At 61.2% G+C, this 22905-nt stretch carries 23 protein-coding genes; 10 read left to right on the plus strand and 13 right to left on the minus strand.

What is annotated here, in order from left to right; all coding sequences use genetic code 11:
- Positions 1–67 precede the first annotated feature (67 nt).
- Positions 68–511: an NUDIX domain-containing protein gene (locus tag V8J83_RS08720; protein WP_339985490.1), complete on the plus strand. Its 444-nt coding sequence runs from the start codon at positions 68–70 to the stop codon at positions 509–511.
- Here the strand turns inward: V8J83_RS08720 and V8J83_RS08725 are convergent.
- The 4 genes from V8J83_RS08725 to V8J83_RS08740 form a co-directional block, all read right to left on the minus strand.
- Positions 481–1350: a DMT family transporter gene (locus tag V8J83_RS08725; RefSeq protein WP_339985492.1), complete on the minus strand. Its 870-nt coding sequence runs from the start codon at positions 1348–1350 to the stop codon at positions 481–483. The two genes, V8J83_RS08720 and V8J83_RS08725, sit on opposite strands and share 31 nt — an antisense overlap.
- Position 1351: 1 nt before the next feature.
- Positions 1352–2494: an alpha-D-ribose 1-methylphosphonate 5-triphosphate diphosphatase gene (locus V8J83_RS08730; protein WP_339985494.1), complete on the minus strand. Its 1143-nt coding sequence runs from the start codon at positions 2492–2494 to the stop codon at positions 1352–1354.
- A gap of 232 nt (positions 2495–2726) precedes the next feature.
- Positions 2727–4370 (minus strand): chaperonin GroEL, encoded by a 1644-nt coding sequence (gene groL, locus V8J83_RS08735; RefSeq protein ID WP_339985496.1) that lies wholly within the window; start codon positions 4368–4370, stop codon positions 2727–2729.
- A 48-nt stretch (positions 4371–4418) separates the two neighbouring features.
- Positions 4419–4706 (minus strand): co-chaperone GroES, encoded by a 288-nt coding sequence (locus V8J83_RS08740; protein ID WP_339985498.1) that lies wholly within the window; start codon positions 4704–4706, stop codon positions 4419–4421.
- A 276-nt stretch (positions 4707–4982) separates the two neighbouring features.
- On the opposite strand from V8J83_RS08740, the gene V8J83_RS08745 reads away from it, so the two are divergent.
- The 3 genes from V8J83_RS08745 (at position 4983) to V8J83_RS08755 (ending at position 7435) form a co-directional block, all read left to right on the plus strand.
- On the plus strand, positions 4983–5906 hold the full coding sequence (locus V8J83_RS08745) for a manganese-dependent inorganic pyrophosphatase (RefSeq protein WP_339985500.1): 924 nt from the start codon (positions 4983–4985) through the stop codon (positions 5904–5906).
- A gap of 78 nt (positions 5907–5984) precedes the next feature.
- Entirely contained in the window at positions 5985–6512 is a 528-nt protein-coding gene (locus V8J83_RS08750) for a hypothetical protein (protein WP_339985502.1), read from the plus strand.
- 50 nt (positions 6513–6562) lie between these two features.
- Entirely contained in the window at positions 6563–7435 is an 873-nt protein-coding gene (locus V8J83_RS08755) for a TIGR01459 family HAD-type hydrolase (protein ID WP_339985504.1), read from the plus strand.
- Between the two features lie 135 nt (positions 7436–7570).
- Here V8J83_RS08755 and V8J83_RS08760 read toward each other — a convergent pair whose 3' ends face one another.
- Positions 7571–7699, minus strand: coding sequence for a hypothetical protein (locus V8J83_RS08760; protein WP_339985506.1), 129 nt, complete (start codon positions 7697–7699; stop codon positions 7571–7573).
- Positions 7700–7908: 209 nt separating this feature from the next.
- Here V8J83_RS08760 and V8J83_RS08765 point away from each other — a divergent pair, with 209 nt between their 5' ends.
- The 3 genes from V8J83_RS08765 to V8J83_RS08775 all read left to right on the plus strand — a co-directional run bounded on the left by V8J83_RS08765 (position 7909) and on the right by V8J83_RS08775 (position 9800).
- The gene (locus V8J83_RS08765; protein WP_339985508.1) at positions 7909–8352 is read left to right on the plus strand and encodes a MaoC family dehydratase; all 444 of its coding nucleotides are present in this window, start codon (positions 7909–7911) and stop codon (positions 8350–8352) included.
- An 81-nt stretch (positions 8353–8433) separates the two neighbouring features.
- Positions 8434–9357, plus strand: a complete 924-nt coding sequence (locus V8J83_RS08770) for a bifunctional riboflavin kinase/FAD synthetase (protein WP_339985510.1) — start codon at positions 8434–8436, stop codon at positions 9355–9357.
- Positions 9354–9800 (plus strand): YcgN family cysteine cluster protein, encoded by a 447-nt coding sequence (locus tag V8J83_RS08775; RefSeq protein ID WP_339985512.1) that lies wholly within the window; start codon positions 9354–9356, stop codon positions 9798–9800. Before V8J83_RS08770 ends, V8J83_RS08775 begins: the two co-directional genes overlap by 4 nt.
- 73 nt (positions 9801–9873) lie before the next feature.
- Here the strand turns inward: V8J83_RS08775 and scpA are convergent, their stop codons facing one another.
- Complete coding sequence (gene scpA / locus V8J83_RS08780; RefSeq protein WP_339985514.1) at positions 9874–12003, minus strand: methylmalonyl-CoA mutase; 2130 nt, start codon at positions 12001–12003, stop codon at positions 9874–9876.
- Positions 11975–12892 carry a hypothetical protein gene (locus V8J83_RS08785; protein ID WP_339985516.1) on the minus strand — a complete coding sequence of 306 codons (918 nt, stop codon included), beginning with the start codon at positions 12890–12892 and terminating at the stop codon, positions 11975–11977. The genes scpA and V8J83_RS08785 overlap by 29 nt, the downstream gene beginning before the upstream one ends.
- 145 nt (positions 12893–13037) lie before the next feature.
- Between V8J83_RS08785 and V8J83_RS08790 the strand changes: the two genes are divergently transcribed.
- Entirely contained in the window at positions 13038–13583 is a 546-nt protein-coding gene (locus V8J83_RS08790; protein ID WP_339985518.1) for a DUF4174 domain-containing protein, read from the plus strand.
- Between the two features lie 166 nt (positions 13584–13749).
- On the opposite strand, the gene V8J83_RS08795 is transcribed toward V8J83_RS08790, so the two are convergent.
- Entirely contained in the window at positions 13750–14568 is an 819-nt protein-coding gene (locus V8J83_RS08795; protein ID WP_339985520.1) for a hypothetical protein, read from the minus strand.
- A complete protein-coding gene (locus V8J83_RS08800) occupies positions 14565–16607 on the minus strand; it encodes an acetyl-CoA carboxylase biotin carboxylase subunit (RefSeq protein WP_339985522.1) in 2043 nt (680 codons plus the stop codon). The genes V8J83_RS08795 and V8J83_RS08800 overlap by 4 nt, the downstream gene beginning before the upstream one ends.
- A gap of 264 nt (positions 16608–16871) precedes the next feature.
- Between V8J83_RS08800 and V8J83_RS08805 the strand changes: the two genes are divergently transcribed.
- Positions 16872–18116 (plus strand): DcaP family trimeric outer membrane transporter, encoded by a 1245-nt coding sequence (locus V8J83_RS08805; RefSeq protein ID WP_339985524.1) that lies wholly within the window; start codon positions 16872–16874, stop codon positions 18114–18116.
- 130 nt (positions 18117–18246) lie between these two features.
- Here the strand turns inward: V8J83_RS08805 and V8J83_RS08810 are convergent, their stop codons facing one another.
- From V8J83_RS08810 to V8J83_RS08825, 4 genes are all read right to left on the minus strand, one after another.
- Positions 18247–18447, minus strand: a complete 201-nt coding sequence (locus V8J83_RS08810) for a hypothetical protein (RefSeq protein ID WP_339985525.1) — start codon at positions 18445–18447, stop codon at positions 18247–18249.
- Between the two features lie 310 nt (positions 18448–18757).
- Complete coding sequence (locus V8J83_RS08815; RefSeq protein WP_339985527.1) at positions 18758–19123, minus strand: hypothetical protein; 366 nt, start codon at positions 19121–19123, stop codon at positions 18758–18760.
- A 367-nt stretch (positions 19124–19490) separates the two neighbouring features.
- A complete protein-coding gene (locus V8J83_RS08820) occupies positions 19491–19910 on the minus strand; it encodes a DUF6497 family protein (RefSeq protein ID WP_339985529.1) in 420 nt (139 codons plus the stop codon).
- 13 nt (positions 19911–19923) lie between these two features.
- Entirely contained in the window at positions 19924–21456 is a 1533-nt protein-coding gene (locus V8J83_RS08825) for an acyl-CoA carboxylase subunit beta (protein WP_339985531.1), read from the minus strand.
- A gap of 177 nt (positions 21457–21633) precedes the next feature.
- Here V8J83_RS08825 and V8J83_RS08830 point away from each other — a divergent pair, with 177 nt between their 5' ends.
- Complete coding sequence (locus V8J83_RS08830) at positions 21634–22851, plus strand: multidrug effflux MFS transporter (protein ID WP_339985533.1); 1218 nt, start codon at positions 21634–21636, stop codon at positions 22849–22851.
- The last annotated feature ends 54 nt before the right edge of the window (positions 22852–22905 follow it).

The raw sequence follows: 22905 nt of genomic DNA on the forward strand, positions 1-22905 counted from the left end.
CATAAAGAGTTGCAGAGAAATTCCGAGGGGTCTTGCCCTCACCGCGTCGTAACGTAACTGTGCGGCCATGTCCCGCCCTGTTCGCCTTGCTGTCCGTGGTCTTCTGCTGTTCGAAAATCATCTGCTGCTGGTCAATGCCTGGCCGGGAGGCACGTCCGACCTGCTCTGTGCGCCGGGCGGTGGCGTGGAGCCACACAGTTCGCTGGAAGACAATCTAAAGCGCGAGTTTCATGAAGAAACGGGACTGGGGATTTCGGTGGGCGCACCGTGTCTGGTGAACGAATTCCATGACCCCGCTCGCGATTATCACCAGGTTGATGTCTATTTTCGCGTTTCCCTCATCTCCGGGCAACCGCTGCAACCCTGGTCCGATCCCGAAGGCATTGTGACCGAGCGCCGTCTGGTGTCGCGCGCGCAGATGGATGGGTTGCGGTACAAGCCCGACAGCCTTCCCGAAATCGCTTGGAGTGAGACGATCTACTATGATCCGCTGGAGCCGGTTCTGCGTTGAAACGCGCCAAGGCCGTAGGCGACGCCGCCAAGGGTCACCAGAGCCGCGCCGATCATGCGCCACGTCACCCCTTCCCCCAACAGGACAAATCCAGCTGCCATCGCGATGATCGGCACCGTCAATTGCAGCAGCGCCGAGACGGTTCCGCCCAATTTCGGCAACACCGCATACCAAAGCGCATAGCCAAGGCCGGACGTGAACGCCCCTGCTACAATCGCCAGGGCGATGCCCGTGGCCGTGCTGTCTACGCCGTCGATCTGCGCCGGGCGCAGCAGGGTCAAAAGGATCAAGGGCGGCACAGACCAGATGAAATTTGCTCCGGTTTCCGCCATCGGATCTTGCGCGGCACGCCCCGCAAGGCTGTAGATGCCCCATCCCATGGCGGCCAGCAGCATGGCGACCACGGCAACGCCCGGAACCGCCGCCTCACCCGACGGCCAGCTGAGCCATGCAAGCCCCGCCAGCGCCATCGCCGCTCCGATCCAGCGCCGCAGGGGCGGGCGCTCACCGCCAAAGAGTGCCCCTGCAAACATTGTGACCTGTACGCCGCCGAACAGCAAAAGCGCGCCGAGGCCGGCGTCGATCTGAATATACGCAATGGAAAATCCGATCAGGTAGATTGTCAGGCTTCCCGCCCCGACGATCCGCGCGCGGTGAAACACCGGCAAGGCGCGGCGTCTCGCCAGCACCAGCGCAGCCAGCATGACCGCCCCCGCAATCGCCCGGATCACGGCGAAGGCGATGGCGTCAATCTCGCCATTGCCGACCGCCATCCGGTTCAGGATGGAGTTCGAGGCAAAGGCGATCAGGACCACGCAGGTCAGCAAAGCGAGGCGCATGTCAGGGTCCAATCAACCGGGCGGCGAATGGGCCGCAAAGGTAGGCGGCGCGCCCCGCGCTGAACACGCCTTCGATCCGGCGGGTTGTGGCGTCCATCACGATCAAATCGGCGCGCGACCCCTGCGCGAGCGTTCCACGATCGCTCCAGCCCATGACCCGCGCCGGGCCGCCGGATATAAGGGCCCAAGCCTGGTGTAGCGGCAGACCATCGTCCCAAAGGGCGAGGGCTGCGCGATGCGGGGCGGGATAGTGGTAGTCGGAAACAAGCGCGTCAACGAGGCCATCGGCGATCAAGTCGCGCGCGCCGATTTTGCCATCGTGGGAGCCGCCCCGCACGACGTTCGGCGCCCCCATGATCACCGGATCACCCGCCGCATGCGCTGCTTCGGCGGCGGCGCGGGTTTCGGGAAACTCGGCGATCTTCGCACCAAGGGCACGGAACCGCGCGCGGGTATCGGGTGTGGTGTCGTCATGGCTGCCGATCTTGACGCCCCGCGCCGTCATCCAGTTGGTGAGCTCCGGCAAGGCGTCGAGGGCCGCGGGCGTTTGTTCATGCAGGCGGGTCAGAAGGGCCATGTGGTCGTCCGGAGAGCGGCCCGATTTCAACGCCTGTCCAACTAGGCGGGGCGGGCGTTTACCGACGGACAGCGCCGTGTGGTTGAGGTGATCGTTCAGGACCACATAGCCGATATTTTCATGTTCGATCAGGGCTTTGACCCGGTCGAATGCTTCCAAAAGGGAGAATTCGAACCGAAGTTGAATGCGCAGATCAAGGGCGGACGCATAACTGCCAACGGCGGCGATCAGCGCCTCGGCGAAATCGGGGCCGCGCATGCCGCCTTCCCATGAGAAAAACTGCGCAAGCACCGCGGTGGTGATGCCGTTCGCGGCCAACTCGGCCTCGACCGCGCGCAGGCCAAGTTGCGGATCCGTCTGCGCACCCCGGCGCGGGGCCATGTGATGCTCGAACCCGTCGCCGTGCAGGTCGATGATACCCGGCAGGATCAGGTAGCCAGCCGCGTCGATGTCGCGGGACGCCGCGTCTGTCAGGACACCGTTTTCCATCGCAATGGTGCCGTCGCCCACCCCATCCGGGCCGAGCACCTGCGCACCAATGAACCGAAGGGAGAGCGGGCGTTCCATGCCCGTGGTCTGGCAGGCGCGTGTGCAAAAGAAAAGGGGCGCCCCGGCAGGATGCCCCATCAACTCTTGGCGATCATGCATCCAATCGGGGGGGGCTTCGGGTCGAAAACGGGCCCCGTCAGATGTGCGAACAAATGTGCAGACGCCCACGTGGCCATCTTCACAACAAAGGCCCCCGAGGGGGCCTTTGCACTGCCGTGTTCGACCGAATTCACTTACGTGAATTAGTGTCTTACATCATGCCGCCCATGCCGCCCATGTCGGGCATGCCGCCACCGGGGGCGCCAGCGCCTTCTTTGGCGGGCTTGTCGGCAACCATGGCTTCCGTCGTGATCAGCAGGCCAGCAACCGAGGCGGCGTCCTGAAGCGCGGTGCGCACGACCTTTGCGGGGTCAATCACGCCGAACTTGAACATGTCGCCATATTCTTCCGTCTGCGCATTGAAGCCGAACGCCTTGTCGCTGGACTCGCGGATCTTGCCCGCAACCACCGAGCCGTCGACGCCGGAGTTTTCGGCGATCTGGCGCAGAGGCGCTTCGAGGGCGCGGCGCACGATGGCGATGCCGGCGTTCTGGTCGGAATTGTCACCCGTCAGGCCTTCGAGTGCCTTGGCACCCTGAACCAGAGCAACACCACCGCCAACAACGATGCCTTCCTGCACGGCAGCACGCGTTGCGTTGAGCGCGTCGTCAACGCGGTCCTTACGCTCTTTCACTTCAACTTCGGTCATGCCACCGACGCGGATGACGGCAACGCCGCCAGCCAGCTTGGCCACACGTTCCTGCAGCTTTTCACGGTCGTAATCGGAGGTCGTGTCCTCGATCTGGCCCCGGATCTGGGCGACGCGCGCTTCGATCTCGGCCTTTTCGCCGTTGCCGTCGATGACGGTGGTTTCGTCCTTGGTGATGGTGATGCGCTTGGCGGTGCCGAGCATGTCCATCGTGACGTTCTCAAGCTTCATGCCGAGGTCTTCGGAGATCACCTGACCGCCGGTCAGAATACCGATGTCCTGCAGCATGGCCTTGCGACGGTCGCCGAAGCCAGGTGCCTTGACGGCTGCGATCTTCAGGCCGCCGCGCAGCTTGTTGACCACAAGGGTCGCGAGCGCTTCGCCTTCGACATCTTCGGCGATGATCAGAAGCGGCTTGCCGGACTGGATGACGGTTTCCAGAAGCGGAACCATCGGCTGCAGCGACGAAAGCTTCTTCTCGTGCAGAAGGATCATGCAGTCTTCAAGCTCTGCAATCATCTTGTCGGGGTTGGTCACGAAGTAGGGCGAGAGGTAGCCGCGGTCGAACTGCATGCCTTCGACAACTTCGGTCTCGGTCTCAAGACCCTTGTTCTCTTCGACGGTGATGACGCCGTCGTTGCCGACCTTCTGCATCGCGTCGGCGATCTGACGACCGATTTCCGCTTCACCGTTGGCGGAGATTGTGCCGACCTGTGCAACTTCATCGCTGTCTGCGACTTCGCGTGCGGAGCCCTGGATCTCAGAGATTACCTTGCTGACGGCTGTATCGATGCCGCGCTTGAGATCCATCGGGTTCATGCCGGCGGCAACCGACTTGAGGCCTTCCTTGATGATGGCCTGGGCCAGAACGGTCGCGGTGGTGGTGCCGTCGCCGGCCTCATCATTGGTGCGCGACGCAACTTCCTTGACCATCTGTGCGCCCATGTTCTCGAACTTGTCTTCCAGCTCGATCTCTTTGGCGACGGACACACCGTCCTTCGTGATGCGCGGGGCACCGAAGGATTTGTCGATCACAACGTTGCGGCCTTTGGGGCCGAGGGTAACTTTGACGGCATCGGCCAGGGTGTTCACACCCTTGAGCATACGATTGCGCGCGTCGGTATCAAAACGGACGTCTTTAGCCATAGTGGCTGCTCCTTATCTGGAATTGTCTACGGATTGCAGGATCGAACCTCAGGCCATGACGCCGAGGATGTCCGATTCTTTCATGATCAGAAGCTCTTCGCCTTCGACGGTCACTTCCGTGCCGGACCACTTGCCGAACAGGATGCGGTCGCCAGCCGAAACGGCCATCGCGATCAGCTCGCCGCTGTCTTTGCGGGCGCCTTCGCCACACGCGACAACTTCACCTTCCGAGGGCTTTTCTTTTGCACTGTCGGGGATGATCAGACCGCCAGAGGTCTTTTCGTCCGACTCGACACGGCGGACCAGAACGCGGTCATGAAGCGGTTTGAATGCCATTTTTGGCCTCTCCTCTTTTCCGAAAACGGAATGTCTCTCTGTTGCTGTTGTCACTCAATGCGTGCGAGTGCCAACGGCGGAGAGATAGGAGGCAGGATTTTTCGAGTCAAGGGGTGGGCGGCTTTGCAATGTCGTCAATTTTTGCATCCCCACCCCGACACCGCGCAAACGCGAAACACCCATGGCCGGGCACCGCGCCACCACGCCCCGTGACAAGCCAAACTGACGTGGATAGAAGGGCGCAAAATCTGACACGCGATACGAAGGACGCCGCCCATGACAACGCTGGTTTTTGGCCATAAATCCCCCGACACCGATTCAACCGGATCACCGATCATCTGGTCCTGGTTCCTCAACCAGATCAAAGGCACGGCCGCAGAGCCCGTGCTTCTGGGCGAGCCCAACACGGAGGCTGCGTTCGTTTTGGAACGCTGGAGCCTCGACAAACCCCGCATCATCGATAGCGTCGCGGCCGACACGCCGGTTGTGATCGTGGACACCAACAACCCCGGCGAATTGCCCGACGACATCAACGCCGCCGACATCCAGGGCATCATCGACCACCACAAGCTGGTCGGTGGATTGGAGACGAGGGGCCCCATCGATATCCGGATAGAGCCGCTGGCCTGCACCGCAACGATCATGTGGAAGATGATCGGCAAGCACATGGCGCAGGCGCCGGAAAACATCAAAGGCGCGATGCTGAGCTGCATCCTGTCGGATACGCTTGAATTCCGCTCGCCCACCACGACGCAGGAAGATCGCGCCATTGCAGAAGATCTTGCGAAGGATCTGGGCATCGACATTCCATCCTACGCCGCCGAGATGTTTGCGGCGAAATCGGACGTCTCCGCCTTCTCGGACGCTGAGCTCCTGCGGATGGACAGCAAGACCTATGAAGTTGGCGGCAAGACGTTCCGCGTCAGCGTTCTGGAAACCACTGCGCCGGGCACCGTTCTGGACCGCAAGGCCTCGTTGATGGAGACGATGCCGAAGGTCGCCGAAGAAGACGGCGCCGATCAGGTGCTGTTGTTCGTGGTCGATATCCTGAACGAAGAGGCCACGATGCTCGTTCCCAACGACCTGACCAAATCGGTGGCAGAGAAGTCGTTTGCGACCGTGGTGGGTGACGCCGATCAGGTCGTGCTGCCGGGCGTCGTCAGCCGAAAGAAGCAGATCATCCCGAACCTCACGGTGTGATTGGGCAGGCGGGAAACCCCCCCTTGTGAGATGGGGCCCCGGAGGCGCAAGCTACAGGCTGCACCTCCGGAGGTTCTCATGTGCCGTTTCCTTGCCCTTTTGTTGGCCCTCGCGACGGCCCTGCCCGCGCAGGCAAATAGTCACTGGCCGCAACCGACCGATACGATCATCCCCACGACCGAGGGTCTTTTGCGCCTGAACGCAGAGGGTGTGCCGCACGACCCGATGCTCTTTGGCACCGGCTTCGAGGCGGTCATGCACACGCTGATCCCGGTGTTCGGCTGGGACGCGCCGTATGAAATTAGCTTCCCGTCCGAATGCGGTGCCGGGCCCATGGTGTCCGTACATTTCCCTGGCCGTATCCAATTGATGTTCCAGGACGATGTGCTTGCGGGATGGATGTTGATTCGGGACGCGGGCCTTGTGACCGACACCGGCTTTGCCGTCGGGTCGCCCATCAGCGCGCTGTCGGCCGAGGGGCCAGTCAGCACGTTCGAAACTGGGCTCGGCACCGAATTTCAGGCTGGCGAAACCTATGGTCTACTGACCGAGGACGGAACGCGGGTCGAGGGCCTCTGGACCGGCACAACCTGCATCTTCCGCTAGAAGCCGCCCCGCCAATGTCCTAAGCCTGCGTCGACAGGAACGGAGCACCCATGACCCGCATCATCGAAAATTTCGCCGAAATCTCCGGTATGTACGACGCCGTTTTTTGCGATCTTTGGGGCTGTGTGCACAATGGGGTGGAGCCGTTCGCCGAGGCGATCAACGCCTTGCTTGCGTTCAAAGCCCAGGGCGGCACGGTGTTGTTGTTGACCAATGCGCCCCGCCCGCGCGCCTCCGTCGCCACGCAGTTGGATCGGATCGGCGTGCCCCGCGATTGCTGGGACGTGATCGCGACTTCGGGCGACAGCGCGCGCGCGGCGATGCTGACCGGGGCCGTGGGCCAAAAGGTTTGGCATATCGGCGAGCCGCATGACGCCCCGTTTTTTGAGAAGATGGAACTGATCGACAACGCGGTCGAAATCACACAGGTGCCGTTGGATCAGGCCGAAGGCATCGTCTGCACCGGCCCGTTCGACCCCAAGGCCGACCCCGCCGACATGCGCCCGCAGTTCCTGCTGGCCAAAACGAGGGGGCTCAAACTGCTGTGCGCCAATCCCGATATCATCGTGGACCGGGGTGAAAGCCGCGAATGGTGTGCGGGCGCGTTGGCCAAACTTTATACCGAGATGGGCGGCGAGAGCCTGTATTTCGGCAAACCGCATCCGCCGATTTACGATCTCGCGCGCCGCCGTCTGACCCAGATCGGCAAAGGCACGTCCGACGACCGCATCCTTGCCATCGGCGACGGCATCGTAACGGATATTCCCGGCGGCGTGGGCGAAAACATCGACACGCTTTTCATCACAGGCGGTCTTGCGCGCGCGGAGACAGGCACCGACACGCAGCCCGATGCATCGAAACTGGCGCGATTCCTGACCGATGCGCAGTTGGAGCCAACCTATTCGATCGGCTACCTTCGCTGAGCGGCGCGGGCAGGGTTTTGGCATGGCGGGACCTCAACGCTTCGCGCGCCACGCCATTTTCATATAAACGTCGCCTGCACGGAGCTCTTTGAGCATTTGCGCCACCCGCCGCTCGCGCGTGTCACCGCGTTTGGCCTAGACAATCCACGCCAGATAGTCGTTGCGTTGATACCAGGGCCGCTGGTCGTAATGCGCACGAAGCCCTGCCGCGTTGAGCGCCTCAAAAACATGCTGCGGCATCGGCTGTGCGAGCCGTTTGGCCATGTCACGACGCCACAATCCCGTCACTTGCGGCCAACTTTAACTTGGTAGGGGCACCTGCGTCGATACAGTGGGCCAGCGTTCGGATGCAGCGTTCAGTTTTGGAGCGCAACATAATTACGATTTAGCATCCCATTTTCATACTTTATTACTTTCTGCATTGCAGAATGCCCGCGAGTCGCTGTATACATCCGCCAAAGGAGGCGACCGTCATGCTCGATAACATCAATACCGGCACCATCGTCGTTGAAGACCTTGAGGTGGGGATGACCCGCTCGCTAACGAAAATCGTGACCGATCAGGATATCGAGATGTTCGCCCAGGTCTCGACAGACCGTAATCCGGTCCACCTTGATGACACCTATGCACAAGACACGATCTTCGAGGGCCGTGTTGCCCATGGTATGCTGACCGCGGGTCTGATCTCGGCGGTCATCGGCGAGCAGCTTCCCGGTCACGGCTCGGTTTATCTTGGTCAGACGCTGAGATTCATGGCACCTGTGCGCCCCGGCGATGCCGTCGAAGCGATCGTTGAGGTTTTATCGATCGACTATTCGCAGCGCCGCGTAGAGCTCAAGACGATCGCGCGGGTGGGCGAAACCGTGGTCCTGAAGGGCGAGGCTACCGTCCTTGCGCCATCCGGCAAATTCGACTGAGCCATGTTTTCGGCCCCACGCAGCCTGCAACCTGCGCGGGGGTTCTTGCCCTTCCCCGCCCCGGACCGCTAACTGCGGCTCATGCGAGTCCTGCGCGATTACCAATATGCTCAAACCCGCGATCGCGGTGCATCAATTGCCATCGGCAATTTCGACGGCGTGCACCGAGGTCATCAACATGTTCTTGGGCTGGCAAAACGGCTCGACGCGCCACTTGGCGTTGTCACGTTCGAGCCACATCCGCGTGAGGTCTTTGCACCTGATGCGCCGCCCTTTCGGTTGATGAATGCCGAGGCGCGCGCCAATCGCCTGGAAAAACTCGGCGTCGATCTGCTGGTCGAATTGCCCTTTGACGCGCAACTCTCGGGCCTCACGGCGGAGGCTTTCGTAAGTAATGTTCTGATCGACGGCCTTGGCATCAGTCATGCGGTCGTTGGGGCGGATTTCTGTTTCGGCAAAGGGCGCACCGGCACCGCCGACCTGCTGCAGACGCTCGGGGCGCAGCACGGCTTTGACGTCACCATCGCGACCCTGCTGGAAGGCCATGGCGGCGCGGTCTCGTCCACCGCGATCCGGCAGGCCTTGCGGGACGGCCGTCCGGCGGATGCAGCTGAGATGCTTGGCCATTGGCACCGCATCGAAGGCCCGGTTCTTCACGGCGAAAAGCGCGGACGCGAGCTGGGGTATCCTACGGCGAACATGGACCTGGACGGGCTGCACGTGCCGAAGCCAGGGATCTATGCCGTCACGGTCGAAGTCCGTGAGGGCCTGCATGCGGGCACCTATGGCGGGGTTGCCAATCTTGGGTTCCGTCCGATGTTCGAGCGCGAAACGCCAAATCTTGAAACCTTCCTCTTTGATTTCACCGGGGATCTTTACGGCACACATTTGTCGGTCGGCCTGGTCGCCTACCTGCGCGGCGAGGCCAAATTCGCCAGTCTCGAGGCCCTGATCATCCAGATGGATGCGGACAAAGCGGCGGCCAAAGCCGCATTGCGCGCATGAGAAAAGAGTTCTGGGCCCGCGTGCCGATGGCCAAGATGACGTCAGCGGAATGGGAGGCATTGTGCGATGGCTGCGGAAAATGCTGCCTGAACAAATTGGAAGACGAGGACACGCAGGAGGTCGCACTGACCCGCGTGGCCTGCCGCCTCTTGGACGACGAAACTTGCCGTTGCGGGCAATATGAGATCCGCAAAACATTGGTGCCCGAATGCATCCAGCTTACCCCGTATACAATGGGCGACGTGGCTTATTTCATGCCGGAAACCTGCGCCTACCGGTTGCTGCATGAGGGCAAGCCGCTCTACCATTGGCACCCCCTGATCTCGGGTGACCCGAACTCTGTGCACAAGGCCGGTGTCTCCGTGCGCGGGATAACGGTGCCTGAATTCGAGGTCCCCGAGGAGGAATGGGAAGAGCACGTCATCGAGGAGCCGGGCATCTGAGAACCGGGGCGTCCCACTTTGTTCGCCGAACATGCCGGGAAGCGCGAGGGGCTGGCCCCTCGCTCCGCCGATTTCACCCTCGCGCTTCTCCAATGAGCCGCAGAATGTCCCGTGCTGCCGAAGGGATGTGCGTGCCGGGCCCGAAAATCGCCGCCACACCCGCATCTTTCAGGAAGTCGTAATCCTGCTGCGGGATCACCCCGCCGCAAATGACGATGATGTCGCCCGCGCCCTCTGCCTTCAGTGCCTCGATCAGCTTGGGTGCGAGGGTCTTGTGGCCCGCAGCCTGGGACGAGATGCCGATGACATGCACGTCGTTGTCGATGGCATCCTGCGCGGCCTCTTCCGGGGTTTGGAACAACGGCCCGACGTCGACGTCGAACCCAATGTCGGCAAAGGCCGTTGCGATCACTTTCGCACCGCGATCGTGGCCGTCCTGCCCCATTTTCACCACCAGCATGCGAGGGCGGCGGCCCTCAACCTCGGCGAAGGCTTCAACTTCGCCCTGGATCGCCGCAAAATCCTCGTCGCCCTCGTAGGCCGATCCATAGACGCCAGCCAGAGTCTTCACCTCGGCGCGATGCCGTCCGAACACTTTTTCCATCGCCATACTGATTTCCCCAACGCTGGCCCGCGCGCGCGCGGCCTCCACTGCGGCGGCCAGAAGGTTGCCGCCCTCGGTCGCTACACGTTCCAATTCCGTCAGTGCCGTCGCGCAGGCCTCTGCATTGCGCTCAGCACGGATGCGCTCAAGGCGTGCGATCTGACTGTCACGCACGGCGGAATTGTCGATCTCGCGGATATCGATCGGATCCTCGCTGTCCTTGCGGTATTTGTTGACGCCGACGATCACCTCATCGCCCTTGTCGATCATCGCCTGTCGGCGCGCGGCGCTTTCCTCGATCCGCAGCTTCGGCAGGCCCGAGGCCACGGCCTTGGTCATGCCGCCCATGTCTTCGACCTCGTCCATCAAAGCAGTCGCTTTTTCGATCAACTCGTTGGTAAGGCTCTCGATGTAATAGGACCCTGCCAAAGGATCGACGACCTTGGTAACGCCAGTTTCTTCCTGCAAAATCAGTTGCGTGTTGCGCGCGATGCGCGCGGAAAACTCCGTCGGCAACGCGATTGCTTCGTCGAAGGAATTCGTATGGAGCGATTGCGTGCCACCCAGAACCGCGCTCATCGCCTCAAATGCGGTGCGCACCACATTGTTGTAGGGGTCCTGCTCCTGCAAACTCACGCCCGAAGTCTGGCAATGGGTACGGAGCATTTTGGAACGTTCCGACTTGGCTCCGAAATCCGTCATCACGCGATGCCAAAGGGTCCGCGCGGCGCGCAACTTGGCGATTTCCATGAAGAAATTCATGCCGATCGCGAAGAAAAAACTGAGCCGCCCTGCGAATTTGTCGACATCCATTCCCGCCTCGGTCGCGGCGCGCACGTATTCGCGCCCGTCGGCGATGGTATAGGCCAGCTCCTGAACCAGGTTCGCACCCGCTTCCTGCATGTGGTAACCAGAGATCGAGATCGAGTTGAATTTCGGCATGTTATCAGAGGTATAGCTGATGATGTCCGAGATGATCCGCATCGAAGGTTCCGGCGGATAGATATAGGTGTTTCGCACCATGAACTCTTTGAGAATATCGTTCTGGATCGTTCCAGAAAGCACTGCGCGATCATGTCCTTGTTCTTCGCCTGCAACGATGAAATTGGCCAGTATCGGGATGACCGCGCCGTTCATGGTCATCGAGACGGACACCTGATCCAATGGGATACCGTCAAAAAGGATTTTCATATCCTCGACGCTGTCGATGGCGACACCGGCTTTGCCGACATCACCCACGACCCGATCATGGTCACTGTCATAACCACGGTGCGTTGCAAGATCGAATGCGACCGAGACGCCTTGCTGACCCGCCGCGAGACCCTGACGATAAAACGCGTTCGACTCTTCCGCCGTCGAGAAACCTGCGTATTGCCGGATCGTCCAGGGACGCCCCGCATACATCGTGGATTTCACCCCGCGCGTGAACGGGGCTTCGCCGGGAAGCGTGCCGACATGATCCAGCCCATCGGTGTCGGCCGCCGTATAAAGCGGCTTCACGTCGATGCCTTCCAGCGTTTCCCACGTCAGGTCATCCAGCGGACGCCCGCGCAGTTCCTTTTCGGCCCGCTCACGCCAGGCTTCGGTGTTCTCCGTCATCGGGTAATCCTCTTCCTTCAACTGTCTGCGCGCCGGTCTCTGCCAGCGGCGCATCGATGTAATCGACCAACCCACCTGCCCCATTGGCCAGCCAGGTCAGATCATCTTGGTATTGGCCCCGCAGCGCATCGGCTTCGTGCGCTTCAAACGGCATGAACCTGTCGGTTGAGGACCGTATGAACGTGTCGGGGTCGACGCCGTAATTGCACAACAGATCGCGCAACGCCTTGGCGCGCGGCGCCGCGTTCAGGATCGGCAGGCTGGAGGGTCGTGTCGCGATCTCGGTGAGGTCGTGCAGGATACGATGCGGGGCTGATCCCATGGCCTCATGGCTCCACACCGCGACGCGTGCGTCCGGAACGGCGCGTGCGACTTGTTCGGCCAAGTCACGCCAACGGCGCGGTTGGGTCACCAAGCGTTCACGCAATTCGGTCCGCGGCAGCGGCCCCCCTCGCGACAAGCGGAACGCAAGCGCAGACGACCACCACGTCGAATAGCACCGTATGCCAAGGCCGATGGTCAGGTTATGCCCCTGAAAACCTTTTGCGAATCCCGCAATCCGTTTGGCTGCATCGGGGTAGAGCAGCGTATCTTCCAAGACATCGCGCAGATTGCCCAACATATTCTCATCACTCAAGATCAGTCGCTTCATCCCGTCCTGACGCAGGCCCTCGACCCTGAGCGCGGCACGTTTCCCGGCGCGGTTCGCCTGCCATGGCAAGATCGGCCCGGACCCGCCCGACATGCCCCCAAACAGGCCGCCTCGGATCACTTTGGGGCCCCAGAAGGTGGTTTTGTTTGCGTGCAGTGTGTCGCGATGCGTGGCCATATGGCGTTGAAACGTGGTGGTCGCGGTGCGGTGCGCACCGACATGCAGGATCACGTCCATCACTTGGGCCTCTCGCAGGAGTGGAAGGTCATTTCCCTCCAATCTGCTCCAAAGCGATGAATATCCGGTCAATACGCCCGTAAGCGTCATTAACCCCTTCGAAATCCCGCGCAGCCCGCCTATATCTGAAGCAACCGGAGGACCCATGCGACCCAACACCCTGATCCCGCTGGCCATTGTGGCCCTTCTCTCCCTGCCCGCCGCAGCGCAGGAAGCAAGTGATGCAACGCTCAGCGCGGGCGAAGGCGATGCGACGCCCCTGTTGGCCGACGCAGACGCAAGCGCTGAGGACCCCGTAGAAGTGGACGAAACCGTAGAGGTAGATGACGCTGACGTCCTTGCGCCACGTGACGCCGCCGGTGTGACTTTGGATGAATTTCTGTGGATCGCGCGGCCCATCGTCGTATTTGCCGATACCCCAGCCGACCCGCGTTTCGTCGAGCAAATGGCGCTTCTGGCGGAGCGTCCCGATCCGCTGATCGAGCGGGACGTGGTGATTATCGTCGACACCGATCCCTCGGCCCGCACCGCCGTGCGCACCGCTTTGCGGCCGCGCGGTTTTTCGGTCGTTGTGCTTGGAAAAGACGGCACTGTGGGCCTTCGACGGCCCGCACCCCGCGATGTCCGCGAAATCGTGCGCGCCATCGACAATTTCCAGCTGAGACAGGAAGAATTACGGCAGGGTGGCTGACTTACCTTGCAACTTGTCGGTAACGACCCCATGTTATACTCTGTCAGCAGTCGATGAAGGGAACGTGATCCATGATGGTATCCATCCGCTACGGTAAAGCGCCCTCCGCCCCGGAGCCCACGCCCGGTGGCCCGATTGAGGGCGGCGATATCTGACCACGGCGCGGTCATGCTGCACCTCCGGCGTCGTCCGGCTGGGTGTCTTTGCGCCCTTCGATCATCTTCTGATTTTTCCCGCTCGGCGCCCAACGTTCCGGTGATCTGAGCGCATCATCCAACGCTCGAACCGCCTCGTAGGCGGTCAAAAGCGTGGCTCCGCGGCGGCTTTCAAGAATGTCATAGGCAGTCGCACGTCGATCATTCTCAAGGTTTCGGATTGTCTCGGATCGGAAATCCTCGGTGTAAGAGGCAAGCTCGGAATACGCGGCATAAAACCGGGTCACCTTTTCGATCGGTCCCCCCTCGATCAGGTGAACCCTGCTGCCGATCGCGTTGAAGATCACTGGTGCGCTGATCGAGGTCGGATAGGGCATGTATTTGTCATCATCGCTCGACTTCATGATCTTCCCGCGTGTGCCTTTTCCGACCGCTTCCTGGTCCACGGCATCGAAAATCTCGAACACCAGGAAAATTTCTTCGCGCAGCGCGCGCATTACCATTTCGCGTTCCCGCGACAAGCTGGCCAGGCTTTCGAATTGGCGTAGGAGCGAGGCGACCAGCCATCCCAATGCCACCGTCAAACCGCCGATCACCCCGGGCACCAGGCCAAGGGGGGGCGCATCGAGCGTCAGCACGCGCCAAATGGCCCAGATCGCCGGAGGGACAAACACCACCGCGATCGCCAGCGCTTGGTAGATCAGCGGCAGGTAGAGGTCGCGCGACCCCGCGCCACGGGCACCGGTCGCGCCGTCGCGCACCGACAGCCCCAACAGGACACAGGCCAGGCCAAGGGCGATACAAAGCGCTATGACCTCTGCGTTGCTCACTCGAACTCCATGATCACATCATCCACGGCCAGACTGTCACCCGCGCCTGCGTTGATCTTGGTCACCACTCCCTTTTTCTCGGCGCGCAGAATGTTTTCCATCTTCATCGCCTCGACGGTGCACAAAGCCTGTCCCTCCTGCACCTCGTCGCCTTCGTTCACATCGACCTTCACAACAAGGCCCGGCATCGGGCAAAGCAGCATCTTCGACGTATCGGGCGGCAGCTTTTCGGGCATCAAATCGGCCAATTCGGCCTGACGCGGCGAGCGGATGTTAACGCACAGATCCGCGCCGCGCGTGCGCAGCCGGAACCCGGCGGGGACCTTGCCCACTTTCAGAACGAGCGGATCGCCGTCGACCATGACGCGCGCCAATTGATCGCCCGGGGTCCAATCGCTTGTGATGCGCAAGGCAGCGTCCCCGATTTTCACGGTCGAGCCCTCAGGATCGGCGTCGATCTTCACATCGAACCTCTGCCCCTGCGCAGAGACAACCCAGTTTTTTCCAACCCGGCGCTCGTGATTGTCCATCCGTCCGGAGACGCGGCTGCGCCGGATTTCCGCGACACGGTACATCGCCGCCGCGGCCGCCGCGACACGCATCAAAGCGGCATCGGGAAGCGTCACCCCATCGAACCCGTCGGGATATTCCTCGGCGATGAAGGCTGTCGTCATGTTGCCACTGGCGAATTTGGGATGATCCATCACCGCGCTGAGGAACGGCAGATTGTGGCCGATCCCCTCAACTTCGAATCCGTCCAGAGCAACGCGCATGGCTTCAAGCGCCGTGTCGCGGTCGTTGCCCCACGAGCAGAGCTTCGCGATCATCGGATCGTAATACATGGAAATCTCGCCGCCCTCGTAGACGCCGGTGTCATTGCGCACCGCCGTGTCGCCTTGCGGGCCATCTTCCAACCACTTGCCGTTCGTCAACATCGGACCGGCGGCCACTTCCACCGGCGGGCGGTAGCGGGTCAGCCGCCCGATGGAGGGCAGGAAATTACGATATGGGTCTTCGGCATAAAGGCGGCTTTCAATGGCCCACCCGGTCAGCGTGACATCCTTTTGGGCCATGGGAAGCGTTTCGCCCGCCGCGACACGGATCATCTGCTCAACCAGATCTACGCCGGTGATCAGCTCGGTCACGGGATGTTCCACCTGCAGCCGGGTGTTCATTTCAAGGAAGTAGAAGTTGCGGTCGCCATCGACGATGAATTCCACCGTCCCCGCGCTGGAATAGCCGACGGCCTGCGCCAATGCGACGGCCTCTTCGCCCATGGCCTTGCGGGTCGCTTCATCAAGGAACGGCGACGGGGCCTCTTCGATGACCTTCTGATTGCGGCGCTGGATCGAGCATTCCCGTTCACCAAGGTAGATCGCATTGCCGTGCTTATCGGCGAGGACCTGGATTTCGATGTGGCGCGGTTGCGTCACGAACTTCTCGATGAACATGCGGTCATCGCCGAAACTGCTCGCCGCCTCGTTCTTGGAGGCCTGAAACCCTTCGGCAACCTCGCTTTCATTCCACGCTATGCGCATGCCCTTGCCGCCGCCGCCCGCAGAGGCCTTGAGCATCACCGGATACCCGATCTGACCGGAAATCTTGATCGCCTCTTCCGCATCCTCGATCAGGCCCATATGGCCCGGCACGGTCGAGACCCCCGCCTCCTGCGCGATTTTCTTAGAGGTGATCTTGTCGCCCATGCTCTCGATCGCGCTGGCGGGTGGGCCGACGAAGGCCACGCCTTCGGCCTCAAGCGCTTCGGCGAACATCCTGTTCTCTGACAAAAAGCCATAGCCCGGATGCACCGCGTCGGCTCCGGTGTCGCGGATCGCCTGCATGATCTTGTCAATCACGATGTAGGATTCTGCCGCCGGCGGCGGGCCGATATGAACAGCCTCATCCGCCATCTTGACGTGCAACGCCTGCGCGTCGGCATCGGAATACACGGCCACCGTGGGAATCCCCATGCGCTTGGCGGTCTTGATGACACGGCAGGCAATCTCGCCCCGGTTCGCGATCAGCAACTTCTTGAACATCTCACTTCCTCTTCCTCATCCTGCGGCACTGGTGCGGGCCACGGGCTATCCCGTTCGTTGGCGGTCAGCGATTTTCGTTCACGAATCTCTCACGAAAAATCACAACCACTTGTTTAAATTGAATTTTCGTTGCGCGCATGCCACAGACTCATCATTCGCGCTGGCCTCTCCATGCTGTGAAGTCGCGTGAATACCATTGCATGCCAACTTTCCCTTACGCGACCAAATCCGGCCGCGTTGCACAGTGATTAGGGGATAAAAACCATGCCACACCAACCGACTCTCACACGCGGCCTTGTCGCCTCTCTGTTTGGCAGCGCCTGCCTTCTGGCGGCACCCGTGCTCGCCCAGACCCAGATCGAAACACTTGAGGCAAGGATCGCCGCATTGGAAGCCGAGCAGGCGGTAGCCCCGTCGCAAACCGGCTTCGCGTTCAACACGGTCGACAGCCTCGGCGATTTTGACCAGATCGGGCAGCGCCACGGTCTTGGGCGCCTGAGCTTCGGCATCGCCGATACCACCACACTGACCATTTACGGCTTCATCCGCGCCGAAGCGTTCTACGATTTCGATTTTGCCCAAGGTGACCTGAGCCGCGCGGGCCGCGTTGGCGACCCGACCTTCGAGGTGGACGATTCCGAATTCGACACCTCGGTGCGCGTGTCCCGCTTCGGCATCCGTAGCAACACCGACACCTCGTTCGGCAGCGTTGCCACGCAATTGGAGTTCGACCTGTTCGGATCCGGTGGTGATCAGAGTCAATCGCCCAACCTGCGCCTGCGCCACGCCAACCTGCGCGTGACGTCGGGAAACAGCGAAGTGCTGCTTGGCCAATTCTGGACCAACTTCATGCCGTTGGTACATTATCCCACGACCGCCGATTTCAACGGCCCGGTCGGGATCACCTTCGCCCGCGTGCCGCAGGCGCGTTACACCTACCGCAACAACGGTCTGGAGCTGTCGGCCTCGCTTGAGGAAAGCGCCGGCGGCGACAACAGCTCGGATCCGGTGTTCACGGCGGCGGCCTTCTATGGCACCGATCTGTTCTCGGTCCGCGCGGCGGTTCTGACCGGAACGTTCGAACAGGGCGGCGACGAATTCGACACCAACGGCATCACACTGTCGGGAAGCGTCAATCCCTGGGAAGGCGGATCCGTCGGCCTCACGCTGACGGCGGGTGAAGGGCTTGGCAACCTGCTGATCGGCGGCGGCGCGCGTCAGGTGGGCGGTGCCGAGAATGAATCCGAAAGTCTGACCTTCGAGTTCCGCCAGGATATTTCCGACGCATTGAGTGCGGGCATCGCTTACGGCCTGGAAGACTACGACCTGGCAACCACGGGTGGCCTTCCAGGTGGCTTTGACCGTCTGGAGTCGGTGCATGTCAACGCGTTCTACTCGCCGATCGACGCGCTGACGTATGGGGTCGAGTACATCCACATCGAAAGTGAAGGCCCCCTCGACAGCGCTGAAGCTGATCGGATTGGTGTTTCGGCCACGTTGCGCTTCTGACGCGCGCAAAATCGAGCTCGGGCATCTCAAGGGGGCTCGAGTCGTAATTATGCAAAGAGCATTCGACCGCCAGACTGCATTTTTCCGAGTCTGGCGGTTTTCGCGCGTCCAGGGCTTGCGCCGGTACGGCTCAGCAGAGGTTGACGTCGTCGCAAAGAGCGCCGGCTGCCGCGCCGACAACAACTCCCGTGGCGACCGATCCACCAACTGCGGCGGTACCAAGCCCGCCAACAAGCGCGCCCGCGCCTGCGCGTTCGATGTCGGATGCCATACAGCCCGATACGGCCAGCATGGCTGCGAACAACGCGGTGATTTTGAGTTTGGTGCGCATTTTGATGCGTCTCCTGTCGAATAACCTCGTGAAGTTCTCTTTACACGCGATTTGGCACTTCGATAAGGCCGGAGTTTTTTCGCCCGGGTTTGGGCAAAAAGAGGCGGCCGGTTGATCAAGCCAGCCGACCGCCGTGAAGGGGAAGGGTAACACGTCTTGTGGATGCCGGCCCTGTAGAAACAACTGGGGACTGGGGCCGACAGGGCAACGATGGCAGGATTCGCGCCCCTCGATAGAGGGTGGCGCGTGCGTCTTGCCTTGTGCGCAACGGGCCGCTCATATCGGGAAGCCTCTGGCGAAAACATGCCGATCATCCTTCCCATATGCCAGTCCCGTCAAAAATTTCCGGGAACGCGGCACGTGCGCGGCCCTCGTCGATGCGCAAAAGGGCGTCATAGCTTTCCGGGTCAAACGGATCTTCGGCGGGGACGACCTCACGCCCGAAGAGCCAGCTCAACCGCCCCGCATCCAGGTTGCCGCGCTCAAAGGGTTCATCCCCAAAATGCATCCACAGCGCTTCCATGAAACCGGCATCCGCGCGCCGGTCGGCGGGCCTGCGGTCCGCGTATCGGTCGCGCGCGATTAGTTTGGTCGCGCCCGCCTTGTTGTCGCGCCGAATGGTGAACTGGAAATCCGTCCCCGGGAGCCGCCCGGGAAAGCCCCGGTGCTTCAACATGGGGCGACATCCGCACGGAAAAACCGGGCAAGACTCGCGCCTCGCCCGGTTAGGGAAAACGGTCTGCCCTGGCTAGCTGGGGGATAGTGCCAGTGGACCTGCCTTTTTTGCGACCGAGGCGGCGTCTGCAATTCCGCCCGTGCCGATTTCTTCTTCTTGTTGCCTCGCGGTGTGACCGGGCCAATAGGCGGGAAGCCAAGCGACCCGGCCACGATCCGAGGTACAGCTGCAGTTGCGCAGCTAAGGATGACGATACATCGCCTCACAGTTTCTCCACAGACCTTTCCACAAAGGATTGTAGTCTGTGACTCAGTTGCATCACACGGGATATAGGATGAACTATGGGGCACAAGGTGTTGTGGTTGCACTACAAAAGCTCCCACTGACAAGTGTCATCAGAAATCGCATACGCCTCGATAGACTGAGTTATCCCCGGCGCGGGCTCTCCGCGTTCGAAAGGTTCTGCCATGAATTGCACCACGATGCGGGCCGGTCGCGGGTCGCGCTCGGCTGCGCGCACGCCCCAAAGGTTGCATGCCCAATCGTGATCCTCATGGCCGACATTGGTCACGAGGCCCCGATCCACGACACGCACAACCGCCCAGATCTCGTTGCTCGGCTGTACCTCATAGACCACATCACAAAGCGTCACACTGCGCCCGGACGGTGCCGTTTCACTCTCGTCGAGCGGGCACAAATTTGCCTTCGCCCCAGACGACGCCAGGAACCAATAGGCTGCGCCGCCAATCATTGCGACAGCCAGAAGCATTATGAGACCTCGGATCATGCGCGCGCCCTCATCACAGCGGGATGTTGTCGTGCTTTTTCCAAGGCCGGGTCTGCGTCTTGCGTCTGAGCGCCGCGAACGCCCGGCACACACGGCGGCGCGTCGAATGGGGCTGGATCACCTCGTCGATATGCCCGCGCTCGGCGGCCACGAACGGGTTGGCGAAGCGGTCCTCGTATTCCGCGGTGCGGGCCGCGATCTTCTCCGCATCGCCCAGGTCGGCGCGATGCAAGATCTCCACCGCCCCCTTCGCCCCCATCACGGCAATCTCCGAGGTCGGCCAGGCATAGTTCACATCCGCCTTAAGGTGCTTGGACGCCATCACCACATAGGCGCCGCCGTAAGCCTTGCGCGTGATCACCGTGACCTTGGGCACTGTCGCCTCTCCGTAAGCGAACAGCAACTTCGCGCCGTGCTTGATCACCCCATCATATTCCTGCGCAGTGCCGGGCAAAAACCCGGGCACGTCAACAAGGCTCAGGATCGGGATTTCGAAGCAATCGCAGAACCGCACGAACCGTGCGCCTTTCCGCGCGCTGTCGATGTCGAGCACCCCGGCCAGAACCATCGGCTGGTTCGCAACCACGCCGACCGTCTGGCCCTCAAGCCGGATGAAGCCGGTGATAATGTTGCCCGCGAAATCCTTCTGGATCTCGTAGAAATCCCCCTCGTCCGCGATCTTGCCGATCAATTCCTTCATGTCATACGGCTGGTTCGGGTTCGCAGGCACCAGCGTATCAAGGCTTTCCTCAATCCGATCCGGACTGTCGAAGAAAGGTCGCGTCGGCGGTTTGTCCCGGTTCGACAGCGGCAGGAAATCGATCAACCGACGCACTTCGCTGAGCGCTTCGACATCATTCTCGAACGCGCCATCGGCCACCGAGCTTTTCTTGGTATGTGTGGAGGCCCCGCCCAATTCTTCAGCCGTCACAACCTCATTCGTGACGGTTTTGACCACATCGGGTCCGGTGACGAACATGTAAGAGCTGTCTTTCACCATGAAGATGAAATCGGTCATCGCAGGCGAATAGACCGCTCCACCCGCGCAGGGTCCCATGATCATCGAGATCTGCGGCACGACCCCCGACGCCTCGATATTGCGTTGAAACACCTCGCCGTAGGCGGCCAAACTGTCGACGCCTTCCTGGATCCGTGCGCCGCCGGAATCGTTGATCCCCACGACCGGCGCACCGTTCTGCATGGCCATATCCATGATCTTGCAAATCTTCTGCCCATGGGTCTCTGACACCGAACCGCCAAGCACGGTGAAGTCCTGGCTGAAGACGTAGACCTGACGCCCGTTAACCGTGCCCCAACCGGTCACGACGCCATCGCCCGGAGGCCGGTTACCCTCCATGCCGAACTCCGTGGCGCGGTGGGCGACAAACATGTCGTATTCCTCGAACGAGCCCTCATCGAGAAGCAATTCGATCCGCTCCCGCGCTGTCAGCTTGCCCTTTGCATGCTGCGCCGCGACCCGCTTTTCGCCTCCGCCCAGACGCGCCTGACCGCGACGCTCTTCGAGCTGTTCGACGATATCCTTCATGTGCCTCTCCCCTTGGGTTGCGCCGAACCTTAGTGGCGCGCCGCTCTATCGACCAGTTTCTTTCTGCATATTTGCAAATCCATCAGGTCACCTCTCTCAATTTTTGCAAATCCGCTAATCGGTATACATCTGCACGTGGGCTGGACCTCCCCCCTGCCCTCCCCTAACTCTCGCGCGATGATCACGCATACTCCGGTCCGGTTTCTGGATCGCACCACACCACCGCACATTTTCACGCTGATCGTGATCACGGGCCTTGGCGCGCTGTCGATGAATATCTTCCTGCCGTCTCTGCCTGCGATGACGACCTTCTTCGAGACCGAGTACCGCGTCATGCAATTGTCGGTGTCGCTATACCTCGGCGTGAACGCGATCCTGCAGGTTTTGATTGGTCCGATATCGGATCGGTTCGGGCGCCGCCCCGTGATCATCTGGGGCTTTGCGCTGTTCCTTCTTGCGACCATCGGCTGCTTGCTTGCATCGACGATCGAGAGCTTCCTGCTCTTTCGCATGATGCAGGCCGTTATCGTCGTAGGCCTCGTCCTCGGCCGTGCGGTGGTGCGCGATATGAACGATGCGGAAAACGCTGCCAGCCAGATTGGCTATGTCACAATGGGCATGGCAATTGTCCCGATGATCGGCCCTGCAATCGGGGGAGCGTTGGATCAAACGCTTGGATGGCAGGCGAATTTCTGGCTCCTCCTCGGCCTGGGTGCGCTTACTCTCGCGCTTGTCCACCGCGACCTTGGTGAAACCGCGCAGACCACGTCCGCCAGCTTCGCCGCGCAATTCCGCGAATATCCGGAGCTTCTGACCGCGCGCCGTTTCTGGGGCTACTGCGCCTGCGCCGCGTTTGCGTCCGGCGCGTTTTTCTCCTACCTCGGCGGCGCGCCTTTCGTGGGCTCGGAAGTGTTCGACATGTCGGCCGCACAGGTCGGCCTGTTCTTTGGCGCGCCCGCGCTTGGCTATTTCTTCGGCAATGGTATCTCGGGCCGCTACTCCACCAAACTCGGGATCAATCGGATGATCCTTTACGGCGCAGTTCTGACCGTTCTGGGCATGGGCACCGCGCTGGCGCTTTTTCTGGTCGGGTTCCACAATGCCTATGTCTTCTTCGGCTTCACGACCTTCGTAGGCCTTGGCAACGGCATGGTCTTGCCCAATGCAACCTCCGGAATGCTGTCGGTCCGCCCGCATCTGGCCGGCACGGCGAGCGGACTTGGCGGCGCGATCATGCTCGGCGGCGGTGCGACCCTGTCAGCGCTGGCGGGTGTCGTTCTGACCGGCGGCGATAGCGCCTACCCGTTGCTTTTGATGATGCTGGCAACTTCGATCCTTGGCGTCATAGCCATTCTTTATACGATCCGTCGCGAGGCTCAGGTGTCCGGCGCGTAGTCACACGCCCTACCTTGCCTTGCAAACCACATTGCAAATCCGCAAAGCTGTTTC

This window comes from Gymnodinialimonas ulvae (assembly GCF_037543845.1).
Taxonomy (GTDB): Bacteria; Pseudomonadota; Alphaproteobacteria; order Rhodobacterales; family Rhodobacteraceae; genus Gymnodinialimonas; species Gymnodinialimonas ulvae.

Bases quoted from the DNA above. Each gene is read 5' to 3' on its own strand.
- V8J83_RS08815 (WP_339985527.1), bottom strand. From the start codon at position 19,123: ATGTTGAAGCACCGGGGCTTTCCCGGGCGGCTCCCGGGGACGGATTTC.
- V8J83_RS08755 (WP_339985504.1), top strand. From the start codon at position 6,563: ATGACCCGCATCATCGAAAATTTCGCCGAAATCTCCGGTATGTACGAC.
- V8J83_RS08750 (WP_339985502.1), top strand. From the start codon at position 5,985: ATGTGCCGTTTCCTTGCCCTTTTGTTGGCCCTCGCGACGGCCCTGCCC.
- V8J83_RS08765 (WP_339985508.1), top strand. From the start codon at position 7,909: ATGCTCGATAACATCAATACCGGCACCATCGTCGTTGAAGACCTTGAG.
- V8J83_RS08790 (WP_339985518.1), top strand. From the start codon at position 13,038: ATGCGACCCAACACCCTGATCCCGCTGGCCATTGTGGCCCTTCTCTCC.
- scpA (WP_339985514.1), bottom strand. From the start codon at position 12,003: ATGACGGAGAACACCGAAGCCTGGCGTGAGCGGGCCGAAAAGGAACTG.
- V8J83_RS08785 (WP_339985516.1), bottom strand. From the start codon at position 12,892: ATGGACGTGATCCTGCATGTCGGTGCGCACCGCACCGCGACCACCACG.
- V8J83_RS08810 (WP_339985525.1), bottom strand. From the start codon at position 18,447: ATGCGCACCAAACTCAAAATCACCGCGTTGTTCGCAGCCATGCTGGCC.
- V8J83_RS08745 (WP_339985500.1), top strand. From the start codon at position 4,983: ATGACAACGCTGGTTTTTGGCCATAAATCCCCCGACACCGATTCAACC.
- V8J83_RS08800 (WP_339985522.1), bottom strand. From the start codon at position 16,607: ATGTTCAAGAAGTTGCTGATCGCGAACCGGGGCGAGATTGCCTGCCGT.
- V8J83_RS08720 (WP_339985490.1), top strand. From the start codon at position 68: ATGTCCCGCCCTGTTCGCCTTGCTGTCCGTGGTCTTCTGCTGTTCGAA.
- V8J83_RS08805 (WP_339985524.1), top strand. From the start codon at position 16,872: ATGCCACACCAACCGACTCTCACACGCGGCCTTGTCGCCTCTCTGTTT.
- V8J83_RS08740 (WP_339985498.1), bottom strand. From the start codon at position 4,706: ATGGCATTCAAACCGCTTCATGACCGCGTTCTGGTCCGCCGTGTCGAG.
- groL (WP_339985496.1), bottom strand. From the start codon at position 4,370: ATGGCTAAAGACGTCCGTTTTGATACCGACGCGCGCAATCGTATGCTC.
- V8J83_RS08725 (WP_339985492.1), bottom strand. From the start codon at position 1,350: ATGCGCCTCGCTTTGCTGACCTGCGTGGTCCTGATCGCCTTTGCCTCG.
- V8J83_RS08825 (WP_339985531.1), bottom strand. From the start codon at position 21,456: ATGAAGGATATCGTCGAACAGCTCGAAGAGCGTCGCGGTCAGGCGCGT.
- V8J83_RS08730 (WP_339985494.1), bottom strand. From the start codon at position 2,494: ATGGAACGCCCGCTCTCCCTTCGGTTCATTGGTGCGCAGGTGCTCGGC.
- V8J83_RS08760 (WP_339985506.1), bottom strand. From the start codon at position 7,699: ATGGCCAAACGGCTCGCACAGCCGATGCCGCAGCATGTTTTTGAGGCG.
- V8J83_RS08820 (WP_339985529.1), bottom strand. From the start codon at position 19,910: ATGATCCGAGGTCTCATAATGCTTCTGGCTGTCGCAATGATTGGCGGC.
- V8J83_RS08770 (WP_339985510.1), top strand. From the start codon at position 8,434: ATGCGAGTCCTGCGCGATTACCAATATGCTCAAACCCGCGATCGCGGT.
- V8J83_RS08830 (WP_339985533.1), top strand. From the start codon at position 21,634: ATGATCACGCATACTCCGGTCCGGTTTCTGGATCGCACCACACCACCG.
- V8J83_RS08775 (WP_339985512.1), top strand. From the start codon at position 9,354: ATGAGAAAAGAGTTCTGGGCCCGCGTGCCGATGGCCAAGATGACGTCA.